This is a genomic window from Streptomyces sp. NPDC025833, assembly GCF_055558055.1.
The window spans coordinates 253,525-269,467 of the sequence record NZ_JBVHNF010000013.1 but is presented as its reverse complement, the minus strand read 5'-3'; the positions used below and the strand labels follow the sequence as shown (position 1 = coordinate 269,467).

The 15,943-nt window shown below is 74.2% G+C and carries 13 protein-coding genes and 1 pseudogene; 11 read left to right on the top strand and 3 right to left on the bottom strand.

Annotated features, from left to right (window positions below; genetic code table 11):
• Window positions 1-33: 33 nt before the first annotated feature.
• The 10 genes from ACZ4K2_RS24610 (at window position 34) to ACZ4K2_RS24565 (ending at window position 10,688) form a co-directional block, all read left to right on the top strand.
• The gene (locus tag ACZ4K2_RS24610; RefSeq protein WP_467475659.1) at window positions 34-1,191 is read left to right on the top strand and encodes a DUF6545 domain-containing protein; all 1,158 of its coding nucleotides are present in this window, start codon (window positions 34-36) and stop codon (window positions 1,189-1,191) included.
• A gap of 32 nt (window positions 1,192-1,223) precedes the next feature.
• A complete protein-coding gene (locus ACZ4K2_RS24605; RefSeq protein ID WP_467475660.1) occupies window positions 1,224-2,693 on the top strand; it encodes an FAD-dependent oxidoreductase in 1,470 nt (489 codons plus the stop codon).
• 1,098 nt (window positions 2,694-3,791) lie between these two features.
• Complete coding sequence (locus tag ACZ4K2_RS24600; RefSeq protein ID WP_467769968.1) at window positions 3,792-4,808, top strand: magnesium transporter CorA family protein; 1,017 nt, start codon at window positions 3,792-3,794, stop codon at window positions 4,806-4,808.
• A gap of 181 nt (window positions 4,809-4,989) precedes the next feature.
• Window positions 4,990-5,355 carry a MerR family transcriptional regulator gene (locus ACZ4K2_RS24595; protein ID WP_467475662.1) on the top strand — a complete coding sequence of 122 codons (366 nt, stop codon included), beginning with the start codon at window positions 4,990-4,992 and terminating at the stop codon, window positions 5,353-5,355.
• 78 nt (window positions 5,356-5,433) lie between these two features.
• The gene (locus tag ACZ4K2_RS24590; protein WP_467475663.1) at window positions 5,434-6,459 is read left to right on the top strand and encodes a zinc-binding dehydrogenase; all 1,026 of its coding nucleotides are present in this window, start codon (window positions 5,434-5,436) and stop codon (window positions 6,457-6,459) included.
• Between the two features lie 279 nt (window positions 6,460-6,738).
• On the top strand, window positions 6,739-7,365 hold the full coding sequence (locus ACZ4K2_RS24585) for a TetR/AcrR family transcriptional regulator (protein ID WP_467475664.1): 627 nt from the start codon (window positions 6,739-6,741) through the stop codon (window positions 7,363-7,365).
• 94 nt (window positions 7,366-7,459) lie between these two features.
• Window positions 7,460-7,723, top strand: a complete 264-nt coding sequence (locus ACZ4K2_RS24580) for a hypothetical protein (RefSeq protein ID WP_467475665.1) — start codon at window positions 7,460-7,462, stop codon at window positions 7,721-7,723.
• 705 nt (window positions 7,724-8,428) lie between these two features.
• On the top strand, window positions 8,429-8,914 hold the full coding sequence (locus ACZ4K2_RS24575; RefSeq protein ID WP_467475666.1) for a TspO/MBR family protein: 486 nt from the start codon (window positions 8,429-8,431) through the stop codon (window positions 8,912-8,914).
• Window positions 8,915-9,029: 115 nt separating this feature from the next.
• Entirely contained in the window at window positions 9,030-9,476 is a 447-nt protein-coding gene (locus ACZ4K2_RS24570; protein WP_467475667.1) for an ATP-binding protein, read from the top strand.
• A 312-nt stretch (window positions 9,477-9,788) separates the two neighbouring features.
• The gene (locus ACZ4K2_RS24565; protein ID WP_467475668.1) at window positions 9,789-10,688 is read left to right on the top strand and encodes an NAD-dependent protein deacetylase; all 900 of its coding nucleotides are present in this window, start codon (window positions 9,789-9,791) and stop codon (window positions 10,686-10,688) included.
• A 746-nt stretch (window positions 10,689-11,434) separates the two neighbouring features.
• Here ACZ4K2_RS24565 and ACZ4K2_RS24560 read toward each other — a convergent pair.
• On the bottom strand, window positions 11,435-11,839 hold the full coding sequence (locus tag ACZ4K2_RS24560; protein WP_467475669.1) for a hypothetical protein: 405 nt from the start codon (window positions 11,837-11,839) through the stop codon (window positions 11,435-11,437).
• Between the two features lie 53 nt (window positions 11,840-11,892).
• Between ACZ4K2_RS24560 and ACZ4K2_RS24555 the strand changes: the two genes are divergently transcribed.
• The gene (locus ACZ4K2_RS24555) at window positions 11,893-12,345 is read left to right on the top strand and encodes a MarR family winged helix-turn-helix transcriptional regulator (protein ID WP_467475670.1); all 453 of its coding nucleotides are present in this window, start codon (window positions 11,893-11,895) and stop codon (window positions 12,343-12,345) included.
• 425 nt (window positions 12,346-12,770) lie between these two features.
• Here the strand turns inward: ACZ4K2_RS24555 and ACZ4K2_RS24550 are convergent.
• Both ACZ4K2_RS24550 and ACZ4K2_RS24545 read right to left on the bottom strand, forming a co-directional pair.
• A pseudogene (locus ACZ4K2_RS24550) lies at window positions 12,771-13,636 on the bottom strand (LLM class flavin-dependent oxidoreductase).
• Window positions 13,637-14,106: 470 nt separating this feature from the next.
• Window positions 14,107-14,607 carry a hypothetical protein gene (locus ACZ4K2_RS24545; protein ID WP_467475671.1) on the bottom strand — a complete coding sequence of 167 codons (501 nt, stop codon included), beginning with the start codon at window positions 14,605-14,607 and terminating at the stop codon, window positions 14,107-14,109.
• Window positions 14,608-15,943: the final 1,336 nt, after the last annotated feature.

Genomic DNA, 15,943 nt, shown 5'->3' with positions numbered 1-15,943 from the left:
CCGGCCGGTGGAGCTGAACGGAGTCGACGGAAGATGAGTCTTGTCGTCTACATGGCGTCTTTCCTTCTGGTGCTGGCCGCTGTGCTGCTGCGCCGGCCGGGACGGGCGTCGCGTTCGCCGTTGTCCGTCGCCACCCGTGCCACCGCGTTCAACGGGGCGGTGTGTTTCTTCTGGGCCGCTCCGACGACGCTGGCGGCCGTCAACCGTGCCATCGGTGTGCCCAACATCGGTGCCCCGCTGACGTACGGCTCGATCTCGGCGCTGAGCTGTTCGCTGATCATTCTGCTGATCCACTGGAGGGGTGGGCCGCAGGAGGAGATCCGGCGGATGACGCGGATCGCGGTCGCCGTTTACGGCACGCTGATCCTCGCCATCGTCGCGCTGTTCTGCCTGGCGGACGCGCCTGCGGAGCGGTTGACCGACCTGGACACGTACTACGCGAACACGCCGTTCATGCGGGAGATGATCGCTCTCTATCTGATGGGGCATCTGGCGAGCACCATCGTGCTGAGCGCGGTGTGTCTGAAGTGGGCCCGTGACGAGGTGACCGGGCTGCTGCGGCTGGGGCTGCGGCTGATCCTGGCCGGGCTGCTGCTGGACGCCCTGGGTTTCACGCTCGCGAAGGTCACCGCGGTCGCCGCCCGCTGGCTCGGTTACGACCTGGACTTCCTGTCGACCACCGTCGCCCCGCCGGCCGCCGCGCTGGGCGCGCTGATCTACTCGGTGGGGTTCGTGCTGCCCCGGCTGGCGTCGGCGGCCGCCACCGAGCGGCAGAGTCTGGCGACCTACCGTGCGCTGCGGCCGCTGTGGCTGGCGGTCAAGGACGTCGCGGCGGCGCCGCCGGTCGCGGAGCCGACGTGGTGGCAGCTGTGGTGGCAGCTGCCGAGCAGCCGGCTGTATCTGCTGGAGGCGAACATCCGCGATGCGCTGCTGCAGCTGACGGCGTACTTCGACCAGCGTGTCGGGCACACCACGTACGCGGCCGCCGTCGAGCGCGGCGAGCGGCAGGAGCGGGCCCGTGCCGCCTCGGAGAAGGCGATGATCATCGACGGGATCCGTCGTGCGTCGGGCCGCGGCGGTTCTCCGGCCGATCCGCCGGAGAAGTTCCGCGTCACCATCGACCTGGTCGAGCTGGCCCATGTCGTGCGCCGCCTGCAGCGGGCGGCGCCGGAGCAGGTGGGAAGCCAGTGAGGCCGTCTCATGACCGTCACAAGGAGAGCCAGTTGTCACACGAAGCCGTCGTGATCGGAGCCGGCGTGGCCGGGCTGCTCGCCGCAGCGGCGCTGTCGCGCGCCGAACCGGCGATGCGGGTGCACCTCGTCGAACGGGACGAGCTGCCCGAGGGGCCCGCGGACCGGCGTGGTGTCCCGCAGGGCCGGCACGCCCATCTGCTCATGGCCGGCGGCCTGGCCGCCATGGAGGATCTGCTGGCGGTGGGGGTGCGCGAGCGTCTGCTGGGGGCCGGGGCGCACGAGATCGCGCTCGGCCACGGCATGCTGGCCCTCTCCCCCGACAGCGGCTGGTTCCACCGGTGGCGGGGTGAGGGGCCCCGGATGATCACCTGCACGCGTGCCCTGCTGGAGTGGGTGCTGCGCGGTGCGCTGCTGGACTCGGGTGCCGACGTCGTCGTCCACCGCGCCGGCGTGGAGGGGCTCCTCGGGGACGCGGGGCGGGTGCGGGGGGTGCGCCTCGGCGGGGTACGGCCGCCCGGGGGCGGTGAGCTGGAGGCGGACTTCGTCGTCGACGCCAGCGGCCGGGGCTCCCACAGCCTGGCGTGGCTGGAGGGGATCGGCGTCGGCGGCGTGCAGGAGCGCAAGGTCGACTCCGGGCTCACCAACGCCACCCGGATCTACCGTGTGCCGGCGGGTGCTGAATCGTTCCCGCTGACCCTGGTGCAGGCCGACCCCTACAGCGGGCGGCCCGCGCGCAGCGCCATGGTCCTGCCGATCGAGGGCGGCCGGTGGATGGTCAGTGCCGCCGGTTCCCGCGGCGGCGAGCCCCCCGCCGACGCGGCGGGGTTCCTCGACTACGTGCTGAGCCTGCCGCACCCGGTCGTCGGCCACCTCATCCGCGGCGCCGAGCCCCTCACCGACGTCGTCGTCAGCCGCGGCCGCAGCACCAGCAACGCCCGCCGCTACCTGGAGCGCTGCGCCCGCTGGCCCGAACGGTTCGTCACGCTCGGCGACGCGCTGGCGACGTTCAACCCCGCCTACGGGCAGGGCATGTCCGTGGCCGCCCTGGGCGCCCGGGTCCTGGCCCGGGAGGTGCGCCGCGCCGGCCCGGGCGATCCGGGACTGGCCCGGCGCGTCCAGCAGGGCGCCGCACGCCACGTCGAGGCGGCGTGGTCCGCCGCCGTCGGCATGGACGTGCTCTACCCGGGGGTGAGCGGCGGCGAACCGGCCCGCGCCGACCGCCTCGCCGCCTGGTACACGCGCCGCCTGACCCGGGCCGCGACCGGTTCCTTCGACGCGGCGGCGGCCCTGTGGGACGTCACCAGCCTCAACGCCTCCCCCGCCCGCGTGCTGCGCCCCAAGGCGCTCCTGGCGGCCCTGACCGGCCCCTACCTCACCCCGTCCTTCGACCCGCCCCTGCAACCGTCGGAACGGGAGGTACTGGACCGCCTGAAGAAGACCACCACCGCCGCGGGGCCGGCCCCGGCAGGGGACACGGCCGACGCGCATCCGGCCCGGTAGCCGGCGGTACGGGCCCCCGGGCCCCGGCCTCCGGGCCCGGCCGCGGTACCGGTCCCGGCTTCGGCTTCGGCTCCGGTCCCGGCTCCGGCTCCGGCTCCGGCTCCGGCTCCGGGGGGGGTATCGGCCCTTCGGATACCGGCTTCCTGGGTCTTCGGGTCCCCGGGTCTCCGGGTCTCTGAGCCCTCGGGTCCCCGCGTGCCCGGTCTGTGAGCCCCCGGCTCCCTGAGTTCTCGGGTTCTCCGGTCCTCGGGGCTTTGACACGTGTCCGCGGGGATGCGGGCAGGGTCGGAGGCGGGGGCGCCGAGGAGGACGGGGGCTGGGCGGGGCGGGGCGGTCGCCAGTGGGGGTTGGTCGGGGGTGCCGTCGAGTGCTTCGGGCGCCCTGGTGCTGTCGCGTGCGCAGGGCGGGCTACCGGACCCCGGGCGCGGTCGCGGTTTGGTTGCGGCCGGGGCGTGCGGGCACGGCCGTTGGATGCGGTGGCGGGCGGGGCCGGGGCTGGCTGCCGGTGCGCGCGGGCGGGGCCGGGACGGGCCGCCGGTGCGCGCGGGCGGGGCCGGGACGGGCCGCCGGTGCGCGCGGGCGGGGCCGGGCTGCGTGGAGTACGGCGCCTGGAGGGGCGGCACCGTCGGGGGCCGCCATCGTGGTCCCGCTGGTCGAGCGCCTTTCCCCCGGTGGGCCGCCCGGCGTGCACCTCGTCTCCGGGTGCCGGGTGCGGGGTGCCGGGTGCGGGGTGCCGGGTGCGGGGTGCGGGGTGCCGGGTGCGGGGTGCGGGGTGCGTCGCCGCGGGTTGGGTTCGGGCGGTGCGGACGGCGCCGTGGCGGGGCATGTTCCGGCTGCGGTGCGGGTGTTGGGGGCGGCGGCGCCCGCCGGGAGTGCTGCGCGGTACCCGGACGCCGGCCTGCTTGTGCGGGTGCGGGTGTCCGCTCGTTTTCCCCTCCCGCCGGTGTGGGTGGGGGTGTCATCCGTTCGGGGCGTGTGGCGGGGCACACGCGTGTCTGCGCGTGCGGGGGCGCGGGAGGGCGCGAAGGCTGGGAGCCGGACTCGGGACGCGCGGCGCGGGGTGAGGGGTGTGGGGTGATGGACGTCATGGTGGTGTCGATGCCTCAGGTGGACGTCACCCGTACGGATGCGGCGGGCGCGCGGGCGCGGCTGGCCACGGACCGTTTCGTGCTCGTCGATGTCGAACTGCCGCCGGAGACGCGGTCCGAGGTGCGGGCCGGGGCCCGCGAACAGGAGGGGGAGCCGGAGGTGGGGTGGGGGCGGGGGCCGCGGGGGGATTCGGTCGCGGCGCAGCTGGGGCTGGATGCCGAGCGTCTGGGCTGGTTCGGCAGGGCGGGTGAGCCGCCGCGGGCGGAGTACCGCAAGGAGGGCACGGGGCTGGTCGTGCCGGTGGTCCACGAGGAGCGGATCGTCCACATCCACGCGGTGGTGACCGAGCGGTTCCTGGTGACGGTGCACCGGGACCGGGCCGATCTGGCGCGGTCCCTGACCGAGGCGCTGCTGCACGAGCGGCCCCCGGACCCGGTGGCCGTGCTCTTCCTGCTGCTCGGGGAGGCGCTGGGTACTTTCCGGCGGGCCGCGGTGGCGGCGCTGCTGGAGAGCGAGGAGCTGGAGGACGGCATGTTCGAGGAGCGCCGTCCCGAGCAGGTCTACCGGCTGGCGCAGCTGCGGCGCCGTTCCGCGCTGCTGCACCACTCGCTGCGGCCCTTTTTGGAGGTGACCGACCAGGTCCTCACGCGGCGGATGACCAGTCCCACCTTTCCCGAGGAGCGGCAGCGTTTCGCCCGGGAGTTCCAGACCAGCGGGCGGCTGGTGCTGGCGGACATCGAGTCCTTGCAGGAGGCCACCCGCCGGGCGTTCGCCAGTTACTCGTCGCTGATCGCCGGGGAGCAGAACGGTGTGATCAACCGGCTGGCGATCGTGTCGGTGGTCTTCCTGCCGCTGTCGTTCCTGACCGGGTTCTTCGGCATGAACTTCACGTTCCTGACGAACAGGCTGGAGAGCAGGGACGAGTTCTGGCTGCTCGCCGTGGGCCTGCAGGCCCTGGTGCTGGTGGCCTCCCTCTACATCCTGCACCGCACCCGGATCTGGCGGAGCCTGCGCGAGAACGACTGACCGCGGACGGCGGGATGCGGAGTCGCCGGCGCCGGCGCCGGAAAGGGACCTGGGGAAAGGGGCCTCGGGGATGTGAGGGTGTGGGGGTGTGGGGGTGTGGGGCTTTGGGCGGGGGGGGCTTTCGCCGTGGTGGTGGGCGGGAGGGGGAAGCGCGCGGTGGCGGGGGGTGTTGGGGGCGGGTATGAGGATCGGTGAGGCTTCGAAGGCCAGCGGTGTGAGTGCGAGGTCGTTGCGGCACTACGAGAACGAGGGGCTGATCGTCCCGGGCCGTTTCGGCAACGGGTTCCGCGACTACTGCCCCTCCACGATCGACCGGGTGCTCGTCATCCGCTCGCTGCTGCGGTCCGGGCTCCCGGTGCGGCTGATCAGGGAGGTCCTGCCGGGCCCGGACGACCAACCCGGCGCTGACACCGGCGCGGTCGGTGCGCGGTTCCTGCACGAGGTGGAGAGTCATCGCGACCGGCTCGCTGCCCGCATCGCCGTTCTCAGCGCCCAGCAGGCGGCACTGGACACCTACCTCCGCCAGGCCCGCCGCACCGCACGGTGACCGCCGTCGCCTCCCCCGCCCCGCCCTTGCCCTTGCCCTTGCCCTTGACGCAAGTGTCAGGGCTCTACGGTCGCCGCCATGGACACCGACGAGCAGCAGCACACCACCGGGCCGGCGGTAGGGACGGTACGGGCTCTGATCCAGCGCTCGCACCGCGGACCGCGGGACCTGGCCCTGACGACCGGTCACCGCCGCCCTGTCCCGGGGCCCGGCGAGTACCTGGTCCGCGTCGGGGCCGCCGGGGTCAACTTCGCCGACGTCATGCAGGCGCACGGCACCTACGCGGGCGGGCCGCGAGCGTCGTACGTGGCGGGGTTCGAGGCCGCCGGCGAGATCGTGGGGGCCGGCCCGGGCGTGGCCTGCCCGCTTCCGTGCGGCACCCACGTCGTGGGGACCGGGCCGGGTGCGTTCGCGCAGTACATGACGATGCCGGCGGCGGGGGTGCTGCCCGTGCCGGCCGGCTGGAGCGACGCCGCGGCCCTGGGTCTGGTGCTGAACTGGGCCACCGCTCTGGCGGCTCTCAAGCCGCTGGGTGAGGTGAAGGCGGGTGAGGTGGTCCTCGTGCATGCCGCGGCCGGCGGCGTGGGGCAGGCCGCCGTCCGCCTCGCCCGTCACTACGGGGCGCGTGTGATCGCCACGGCGTCCCCGGCCAAGCACGAGCATGTGAAGGCGCTGGGCGCCGATACGGTGCTGGACGGCCGGCACCCCGATCTGGCCGGGGAGATCGCCCGTCTGGGCGGCGGGGTCGACCTGGTCCTGGAATCGGTGGGCCGGGCCACGTTCGAGGCCAGCCTGGCGGTCACCCGGCCCTTCACGGGACGCATCGTGGTGTTCGGCGCCGCGTCCGGCGACGCCACGCTGAGCACGCACGACCTCGTCTTCACCCACCCGGTCCAGGTCAAGGGCCTGCACATCGGCGCGCTGGCAGCCGCGGCACCCGCTCTCCACCGATCGCTGCTCACGGAGATCGAGGCCCTCATCGCCCAGGGGGTGTATCCGCCGGGCAGTCCCGAGGTGCATCCCCTGGCCGAGGGGGCGCGGGTGCTGCGGGAACTCGAGGCGGGCCGCACCCACGGCAAGCACGCCCTCGATCCCTGGCGCTGACAGCCCGCCCGCCCGCACCCCGCCGACGGCACCCCCGGCCTCCTGGAGGAGAGGTGGCGGGTGCCGGGGGGTGGCGGGGATGGCGGAGGGCTCCTCGGGTTGTTGGGGGGGCCGCGGGGGGGCGCCTGGGGTCCGGCCGGTCTGCGGCGTCCCCCGGGGGGGCGGCGGGCGGCGGGCGGCGGGGCGTTCCGCCTCGGCCTCGTCTCGTACGCAGTACGCAGTACGCAGTACTCTGCCTGAAGTGTTCCGGGCGTAGTACTGCATCTGGAGTGGTTTTTGATGGTGAGACGGAACGACCAGCGGCGCGCGGCCCTCGTCGACGCGGCGATCGAGGTGCTGGCCAGGGAGGGCGCGCGGGGTCTGACCTTCCGGGCGGTGGACGCCGAGGCCGCCGTGCCGGTGGGGACGGCGTCCAACTACTTCGCCGGCCGCGACGAACTGCTCACCCAGGCGGGTGCCCGGGTCTACGAGCGGCTGCGGCCCGAGGAGGCCGTGGTCGCCCGCCAGCGGGCGGCCGGCCGGGACCGGGAGGCCTACGCCGGGCTGATGCGCGAGCTGGTGGGCCGTGTCGCCGCTTTCCGCACCGGGTACCTCGCGCTGCTGGAACTGCGCCTGGAGGCCACCCGCCGGCCGGAGCTGCGCCGGGTGCTCACCGAGCGGGTGCGGGCCGACATCGACGCCAACGTCGCCTACCACGAGGCGTCCGGCCTGCCCGGTGACGCCCTGGCCGTCAAGCTGCTCATCCTGACCCTGAACTGGCTGATCGTCGAGCAGCTCACCCTGCCGGAGGTCTTCACCGAGGCGGAACGCGAACGCCTGGTGACGGCGGCGGTGGAGCGCATCGTGGCAGCGCAGGAGCCGGCCGGGGCCCCCACGGCCGGCCCGGTGGGAGCGGACGGCCGGTGAACCAGCAGGAGAAATACATCTAAAAGGGGCGAATAATGCGAAGGGGGAATGGCTACTTCGGACAGGCGCCCCCTACAGAAACGGAGACCGCCCCATGGTGATCAAGAAACTGCACGACCTGGGCATCCGCAGCGAACACGCCTACATCGCCGGCCTGGCCTCCATCGGCCTGAGCTTCGCCTCCTGGGCCGCCAGCCTGAAAGCCGAGAAGGCCGGGCTCGAACGCGCCGACCGCTGGGGCATCTTCGTCGGCGAGTGGGCGCCCACCTTCATCGGCCTGGGCCTCGCGCTGTCCCACTACGAGCAGCAGGAAGGCACCCTCGACGGCACCCTGCACGCCGTACGGCAGACCGGCTGAGGCCACACCGCCAACGAAACGCCCCCCACCCCCGACACACCGCCCCTCCCCCGGCCCGGTTCCTGTTCCGGTCGCGGCCCTGCGGGCGCCGCGGCCGCCGTCACGACGGCTGCGACTGCCACTGCGGCTGCGGCTGCGGCTGCGGCTGCGGCTGCGGGATGTCACCGGAGCTGTCGCTGTCGCCGCTCCCGTGAAGGGACGCGGACAGGGCACCGGCCGTGGGATGGGGGTGCCGGTCGTTTCCGGCGGGCGCCGACGCAGGCGGCCCGTCCGCGTCCGCGGCCGCCGCAGGAGCGGGAAAGGGCCCCGGCCGGGAACGTCCGGCCGGGGCCCGGCCCCGTTGCGGAGGGTGCGGAGGGTGTGGCGGTGGAAGGCGCCTCGCCTGCGCGCCGGACGGCTCTGCGGACGGTTCTGCGGGGCTCCGGCCGAACGACCGCGCCCGCAGGCAACGGCAGCGCGCGGGAACGGCGAGCGCGCGGGGAGGTCGGGGTGCGGGACGGCGGGGTGCGGGACGGCGGGGTGCGGCGGGGGTGGTGGGGTGCGGGGCGTGTCCGTGGGCAGGGCTTGCCCTCCCCCGTAGGCGGGGGCGGGCGGTAGGAGGGGCACGGCCGGGGAAACCGCAGGGGCATGAGGGATGTCGGGAAAGGTGCATCGGGCCGTCCGGGGCCGCGGCCGTGGCTGTGTTTCGGTGCCAGTGGTGCGGCGGTGGCCGTGGCGGCCGTGGCCGGGGCGCGGGCCGTCGACGCCGACAGCGCCTGGTACAGGTCGCTGCGCAAGCCCGCCTGGCAGCCGCCGCCCTGGGTGTTCGGCGCCGTGTGGACCCCGCTGTACGCGACGCTCGCCTACGCCGGCGGCCGGGCGCTGTCCCGGGCAAGCGGCCGGGGTGAGCGCACCCGCCTGGCCGCGGCCCTGGCGGCCGACCTGGCCCTGAACGCGGCGTGGAACCGGCTGTTCTTCCGGCTGCGCAGCCCCCGGGCGGCTCTGGCCGGCACGGTGCTGCTCGACCTCGGCAACGCCGAACTCCTGCGCCGCACCACACGGGTGGACCCGCACGCGGCCGCGGCGCTGCTGCCGTATACGGCGTGGTGCCTGTTCGCCACGGCCCTGAACGGCTCCCTCGTACGGCGCAACCGCCCCGCCCCGCCCGGGACGGCCGGCGCACCGGGGCGGGGCCCTGACCCGCACGGATGAGGCCTCGCACGGAAGAACAGGGAAGAACAGGGAAGAACTCGGTCTTCGGGGCATGTTGGGACCGCCGCTTGCCGGGCAGACGGGAAGAGGACCGTGGTCGGCTGGAGGAGAAACCGTGGCGCAGGACTCATCACTGAGGGCCGTGGGGTGGGCGTGCTCGCTGCCGATCAGCAGCGGGGTGAAGGCCGCCCGGGACTGGACACGCGAGCACCTGGCCGGTCTCGGCTGGGAACGCCGGGCACCGGACCTGGTGGACTCGGTCGTACTGGCAGTGTCCGAACTGGTCACCAACGCCCACGTGCACGCCCGCAGCGCCGCCCAGCTCATCCTGGCCTGGGACGAGGACTGCCTGCACGTGACCGTGCACGACTCCTCGACCCGCCTGCCCGAACAGCGCCAGGCCCAGGACGGCGCCCTGGGAGGACGCGGCCTGTTCCTGGTCGACGCCGTCGCCGACGGCTGGCAGGCCCGCCACTGCCCACGCGGCAAGGACGTCACCGCCTGCTTCCAACCCCCCGCCACCACCCGACCCGACACCGACAGCACCCCACAGGAACGGTGACCCCACAGGAACGGTGAGCGCGGGAGCGGTGAGAGCGCGGGAGCGGTGAGAGCGCGGGAGCGGTGAGAGCGCGGGCGGGCAGAGGCTGAGGCGGAACGCCCCCGCCCCACAAGCCCGGGGCCGGGGGGACGCGGCAGCGGGGACCGCCTGGCCGCCCCGGCACGTCCGGGCCCGCATCCCCCCTCGCCTCCCCGCCCCCCCCGGGGGCTGCCATCCCCTCCTCTCCCCCGCCCTGGGGGTCTGTCGCGTCCCCGGGGGCTGTGGGGGGCTGCCCGTCCGTGGGAGCGGTGGGGTTTTCCGTACCCTGGCGGCATGCGCATGCGCCCCACGTTGAGCTGGATCCCGGACGAGGACCTCCCGCCGGGCACCACGGATCCCGGGCCGGTCGCCGAGGCACTGGGCGCCGGCGGGGTCCTGGTGCTCAGCGGGGCGGGCCTGTCCACGGAGTCGGGGATCCCGGACTACCGCAGCGAGGGCGGGAGCCTGAGCCGGCACACCCCGATGACCTACCAGGACTTCACCGCCAGTGCCCAGGCCCGGCGCCGGTACTGGGCGCGCAGCCACCTGGGCTGGCGCACCTTCGGCCGGGCCCGTCCCAACGCCGGGCACCGGGCCGTGGCCGCGTTCGGCCGGCAGGGGCTGCTCACGGGGGTGATCACGCAGAACGTCGACGGGCTGCACCAGGCCGCCGGCAGCCGGGACACGGTGGAGCTCCACGGGAGCCTGGAGCGGGTGGTCTGTCTTTCCTGCGGCACGCTCAGCCCGCGCCGTGAGCTGGCCCGGCGGCTGGAGGAGGCCAACACCGGCTTCGCACCGGTGGCCACCGGGATCAACCCGGACGGCGACGCCGACCTCACCGACGAACAGGTCGGGGACTTCCACGTGCTGCCCTGCACGCTCTGCGGCGGCATCCTCAAACCCGACGTGGTGTTCTTCGGCGAAGCCGTCCCCCCGCAACGCGTCGAACACTGCCGCGCACTGGTGACCCGGGCGTCCTCGCTGCTGGTCCTGGGCTCCTCGCTGACGGTCATGTCCGGACTCCGCTTCGTCCGCCAGGCGGCCCGGGAGGAGAAACCGGTACTGATCGTCAACCGCGACCCGACCCGGGGCGACCGGCACGCCCTGACCCGGATCACCCTCCCCCTGGGCACAACCCTGACCGAAGTGGCCGACCGCCTGGACATCCCCCTCGACGACCGCACCCCACCCTGACCGAACACCACACCACCCCCGACCCCGCAACCCCGAGCCCAGAACACAGGGCCCCCGGACACCGGGAGCCCGGAGTGCGGGCACGGGGCCCGGAGCGCGAGGCGCAGGAGCCCGGAGTGCGAGGCGCGGGGCCAGGGGCGCGAGCACAGGGCCCGGAGTGCGAGGCGCCGGGGTTCGGAGTGCGAAGCGCGGGGCCCGGAGCGCAAGGCGCGGGCAGGGATCGTGAGGCCGGGCGCGAACCCAGGGCCAAGAGCAGGGGGCGCGGGGCGCGGGCACCGTCCCGGCGGTACGCAACAGTGTCTGCGGACACTGGGTGCCGCGCCGGGCTCTTACCCGGGCCCGGTCTTCCTGCCCCTCGGGCACGTGGCGCCGTCCGGCCACCGCCGAACACCGCGCCGGCGGCGGCCGGACAGCGCCGTTGCCTCGGACACCCGATCACGTGATCGTCTGACCGTTCGAGGCGGGCGGGGCGGCGCGCCCCGGCACCCGCCACGTCCCGCACCGGCCCGGTGCGCGGGCCCGGTACGGCGTAAGGGACCGCGCCGGGCCGGCGCCCACCGACCGCCCCCCACCGCGCACAGACCGAACCGACCCGACCCGGACCGGATCGAGTCGGGCCGGATCGAGTCGGGCCGGATCGAGTCGGGCCGGGACGGGTGGGGCGGCTGCTCTTGAGGCCGCGACGCGGCTGAGGAAGGCGGGGGTTGAGGCGTCGGGGCGTCGGGGCGTCGGGCTGGGGTGGGGGTTCAGGGGCGGGGGTGGGTGGTGAGGAGGTGCTCGCGGGCGCGGGCCCAGGTGGCGTCCGGGTCGAAGGTGTCCGAGTGCCAGGTGGTGGAGGCCAGGGTGCCCCTGCCCCGGTAGGCGCGCATGATCGCGACGTGCGGCGGCCAGGCGACGAAGTGGTGCAGGGCCCCCTCGTCGCGCCAGACCGCCACCGCGCCGCAGCGGCGGGCGGCGGGACGGGCCCACAGCCACATGCCCTGCGCTCCGGGAAGCTCGGGCCAGTGCGCGGCGAGCCGCCGGGCCGCCCGGTGGACGTGCGGCAGGTCCCTGGCACGGTCGAGGCGGAAGTCGGTGACGCTGACCAGGACCGAGCCGCCGTAGCCGTGGTCGGGGCCGGCCGTCCAGGACGACCTCACTATAGTAGGCATATGCTTACGATCTATGTGCGCGTACGATTGTGTCAACGGGTAGCTTCACTGGCATGAACGCCGCCACCGGGAACGGGCCCCGCCCCGACCTCGCCGCGCTGATCGTGCCGCTGGGCCGTGCCCTGATGGCCGCCGAACAGCCGGTACTGGACCAGCACGGGCTGAGCATGTGGGGGTATGCGGTGCTGTCCCACCTGGAGGACCGGCCCCTGCGCACCCAGAGCGCGCTGGCCGAGGCCATCGGCGCCGACAAGACCCGGCTCATCACCGTGCTCGACGACCTCCAGGCCCGCGGACTGGTCCTGCGCCGCCCCGACCCCGCGGACCGCCGCGCCCGCCTGCTCTCCCTCACCCCCGAAGGCCGCCGGCTGCGCGACACCGTCCGGACCGCCGTCCAGGACGGCGAGGAACGCCTGCTCGGCCACCTCCCCGCCGCCGACCGGGAAGCATTCCTGCGCAGCCTCGCCACCCTGCACACACTCAGCCGCAACCACCCCACCCACTGAAAACCCCCACCCACCACCAGCCCAGACGACCCCTCCCCCACCGCCACCCGCACACCCTGCAGACTGGCCGCTGGCCGTACAGCATCACGGCGGTCCGGCTCCCCCGCACAGGAGCAGCGCGGCGAGAGGGAGGGGATACGCGGGCCGCCGCCGCCCTACGGGGGCTCGACGGGGCCCGACGGGGCGGGGAAGGGGGGTGCGGGCGCGGGATCACCCGTGCGGCCCCGTCTGCCGGCCGGACGGCGGGGCACCCGAGGCATGCTCTGGTGAGTTTCCCTCCCCCCGGGAAAAAGGGGGGCGGGGTGCCGCGGGCGGGCCCGAACCCCGGCCGCGGCACCCTTCCCCCCGCGCTACCCCTCCCCCGCCGCCGCCTGCCGCAGGCCGCGCAGGCCGCGCGGGCCGCGGGCTGCGGGCTGCGGGCTGCTTCAGAGCACCGGCGGGCCCGCCTCGATACGGCGCATGACCGCCGGCATGCTGACCAGGTCGGGGTCCGTCTGCAACTGCCGCTCGTCCCACCAGGTGGCGCCCGCATCGTGCAGGGGGCCGATCACGTCCCGGGCCCTGGCCGGCTGCGCGGGCGTGACACCGCCGAGCACGAACTCGAAGGGCCGGCGCCCCGCATCACGGGCGCGATGCCTGCGCAGATAGCCCGCGAGGTCGCGTACGTCGGCCACGTCCGGGACCTGACCGTGCCGCGCCGTCTCGAACAACGGCACCGCACCGTCCCACCGCGCCGCCCGCCGCATCGGAGCCCGGCGCGGCCAGAACCCGCCGATCCACACCGGCGGGCCCGGCCGCTGCACCGTCGCGGGCAGCAGCGTGACGTCCTCGACCCGGTAATGCCGCCCGTGGTGGTCGACCCGCTCACCGGACCACAGACGCCCGAGCACCTCAAGCCCCTCATCAAGCCGCTCCGCCAGAACCCGCGGCCCGGCCAGATCACCGAAACTGCGGTACTCGTCCTCGACCGGGCCCCCCAGACCCGCGGCGAAGACGACACGGCCACCGGTCAGCTGGTCCGACGTGGCCACCTGACGGGCGAGCTGCTGGGGACGGTAGCGGGGAACCGGCGTCAGCAGAGCACCCAGCCGGATCCGGGAAGTCACCAGCGCCGCCGCGGTCAGCAGCATCCAGCAGTCACCGAACGGACGGCCCTGATGAAAACGGTGCAGCACATGATCCCAGACGAACAGCCCGTCCCAGCCCGCCTGTTCAGCAGCAACCGCCACAGCCGCGACATTCCGCGGATCGGCGAAGCACCGAAATTGGGCACGTTCACAGAAAAACGCATCCCGCCAGCATGCCCACCCCCCACCCACCACGAAAGACCACACCCCACACACCCCGCCCCACCCGGGAACAACCCCCCAGACACACCCCCACCACACCAGCCCACCACCACCGGCACCGGACGGCAGGCGGCAGGCGGCAGGCGGCAGGCGGCAGGCGGCAGGCGGCGGACACGACAGGCACAGCGGGCGCTACGGCACGACAGGCACCGCCGGGCGCCGCACCCCGGACTCTGCCCGCCCTTAACGCCACGCACCACAGGCCCCGCTCCAGGCCAGCCCACCCGGCCCCGCCCCCGCCTGCCCGCCTGCCTGCCTGCCGGGAGCCGAGCGGACACCCACGCAGGGCGAGTCCGCACAGACCGGCACGGCACAAAACCGCGCGGGAAGCAGAAGGGAAGGGCAGGGCCGGGGGCGGGTATGGCGGGCGCGGCAGGGTGGGGCGGGCGGGGAGGACGGGTGCGGGCGGGGGTCAGTAGCGCTGGGCCTGGGCCAGCACCGGTGTCAGCTTCGGCTCCGACGGGTGGTGACTGAACGCGATGGGCTGTGCCTTCCTGCCCGGCGCGAGGTTCTCCGCACCGACGTAACGCGTCTCGACCACCTTGCCGGCGGAGTTCTTGAAATCGACCCGCACGGCGTAAGACGCCTTGCCGGAAGTCTTGTTCGTGATGGTCACCAACACCGCGGGCACACCACCGCTCTCAGCACGCGGAACACCCGTCAAAGCAACCTCCGACACAGCGTTGCCGCGCCCCGGGACACCCTCGAGTTCCTTCCGCGCCACCTCGCTCCTGCGCCGGGTCGCCGCATCCACGGACGCCTCGAACTGCGAAGCACGGGCCGAAGCCGAGGAAGCCGCCGCCGACGCCGAGGCCCGCGCCGAGCTGACCGCCGCGGAAGCCGAGGACGCCAGCGCCGACGGCGGCGTACCGGAGAAAGACGAAACATTCGGCGTACGCGGAGTACCGGACACCGCCCCACCAGAACCACCCGTGCCACCACAGGCCACCAGCCCACCCGCAAGCAACACACCACCCAGCACACCACCGGCACACAACCGGCAGCCACCCCGTACGGAACAAGTCAGCCGGATCACAGGCATCACGCCGTCCAACGAGTACGAAAGACCACCTTCCCTCCAACATCAACACAACCCCCCACCCCCCGCGAGTCGAAACCACCCCACACCCCCACCCACACCCGGCCCCGGCCCCGGCACCGCTACGACAACACCCACCGGCGCCGACCGACCGGCCGGCCGGACACGCGGCACGCGGCACGCGGCACGCCAGACGGCCGTACCCGCCACAACCAGCACCCACCTGAACGCCCCCCGGCGACAGCCGCCGGCAGCAGACCCGGCAGGTCCCAGGCTGTGAATGATCACGGTCCACGGGGCGGGGAGATCCCACGGACAAGCGGTGAGCAGTGCCGGAGCCGCCGTCACCGTTGCCGTTGCCGCCGAGGAGTGCCGGGCGGAGCCAGGCGCCCGTACCGGCCTCGATGGCAGCTGATCGACGGCACACAGCTCCAGGGCCGTACCGGTGTCCCGAGGCGGGACGCACCTGCCGAACACGAACCGCAAAGCCGGCCCCCACGCACTGCACCGCCGATGACAACCCCACGGCACCTGACACCGGCCCCCCACCCGGCTCCAACCCCCGGCCCGGCACGAAGAGAACGAAGGGAGCGTGCACGCGGGCCCGAGCGCCGACTCCACCAACCCGGAGCCACGTCAGGCACCATTCACCCTGCCGACAACCCCACGGAGCCATTCCACGACCTCACACCGCCGTTCATCGACAGCATGCTCGCTCCACCAGATGACGCAGCAGCGGATCACGCTGCCCTACCCCCCATGACCGGCGCGGCCGGTACCGTCACGAGCGAAACAGCGCAGGACCGCGAACCGGCCCTCGACGCAGTTCAGCCACGCACTGCCCACCGACGCGAAGGCAGACTCAAACACTGCCGGCCGCCACCCAGTCGCCGACCCGGATGCCCCCTCCCCCCGGGGTCACACGCGGCGACGAACCAAGCGGGCCGAACAAACCAAGCAAGCCGGACAGACCGAGCAGACCGAGCGCGCCGCACGAACAGAACGCACCCGACCGAGCAAGCGAGGCAGACCAACCGCCCGGACCAGTCCCCCAGGACAGGCCGGACGACCCGAGCAGCCCGGACGGACCAGACACACAGAACGACCGGACAGACCGAGCGAGCCAAACCCACAGACAGGCAACACAGCCCGGACCGACCAACCAGACCCCGGACAGACGAAGCAGACCGGACGGACCAGACAGACCCGT